The sequence below is a fragment of the Klebsiella sp. SWET4 genome (assembly GCF_024296565.1).
GTDB lineage: Bacteria > Pseudomonadota > Gammaproteobacteria > Enterobacterales > Enterobacteriaceae > Klebsiella > Klebsiella variicola.
In genome coordinates this window covers 1-1,120 of the sequence record NZ_JANCOB010000057.1, presented here as the reverse complement: position 1 = coordinate 1,120, position 1,120 = coordinate 1, and the positions used below count along the sequence as shown (strand labels likewise).

Sequence of the window (1,120 nt, the reverse complement as noted above, 5' to 3'; positions counted from 1 at the left end):
ACAGCCACCGCGCGCGCGAGTCCTGGAACGCAAAGCTTTCGTCGAACAGCACGACGTCGTCCCATTGCGAGCCCTGCGACTTGTGCACGGTCAGCACGTAGCCGAAGTCGAATTCGTCATAGGGCTTGCGCTGCTCCCACGGCACGCCCTCGACGCCGCCGTCGAAGCATTCGCCGCGCACCGAGACCTTGGTCACCTTGCGTCCGAGATCCTCGTCGGGCGCGACGCGCATCGTGACGATCTTGGACTTGGAGGTGGCGCGCGACTTCACCCGCCACAGGCCGCCATTGAACAGGCCCTTCTTGCGGTTGTTGCGCAGGCAGACCAGCTTGTCGCCGGCGACGGGGAGGGGATCCTCGATGTTCAGCCGCTGCCGCACCCGCATGTTGTAGGCGCGGCGGGTGTTGTTGCGCCCGACCAGCACCTGGTCGGCGCTCATCACGCGGTCCGGATCGAGCTCCTTGCGCGACACCACCTCGCTCTCGCCGTGGCGGCCGATCTCGAGCTCGCGGCCTTCGCGGATATCCATCGACATCCGCACGATCGGATCGTCCTGCGCCTGGCGATGCACCTCGGTCAGCATCGCGTCCGGCTCGGCGTCGGTGAAGAAGCCGCCGCCCTGGATCGGCGGCAATTGCGCGGGATCGCCGAGCACCAGCAGCGGGCAATCGAACGACATCAGATCGCGGCCGAGCTCGGCATCGACCATCGAGCATTCGTCGATGATGATCAGCTTGGCCTTGGACGCCGGCGCGTCGTCCCACAATTCGAAGTTCGGCTGCTCCTCGCCGCTCTCGCGGGCGCGATAGATCAGTGAGTGGATGGTGGAGGCGTCGTCGCAACCCTTGTTGCGCATGACCAGCGCCGCCTTGCCGGTGAAAGCGGCAAACTTCACCTCGCCATCGACGCCCTCGGCGATGTGCCGCGCCAGCGTGGTCTTGCCGGTGCCGGCGAAGCCGAACAGGCGAAACACCGGCGGCGTGCCGTTGCGGCCCGGTTTTGCCTTGAGCCAATCGCCGACGGCCTTGAGCGCGGCATCCTGATGCGGGGTGAAAGTGGCCATATCTGTCTTGAGAAGGGGCGAAACGAAGCGATTCGCCATCCCTCAAAACTAACCATT

The 1,120-nt window shown here is 65.4% G+C and carries 1 protein-coding gene; it reads right to left on the bottom strand.

The features are described from left to right. Positions 1 to 1,102, bottom strand: a 1,102-nt coding sequence (locus NKJ21_RS27490; protein ID WP_254733466.1) for an ATP-dependent RecD-like DNA helicase, incomplete at its 3' end; no start/stop codon positions are given. Between the last annotated feature and the right edge of the window lie 18 nt (positions 1,103 to 1,120).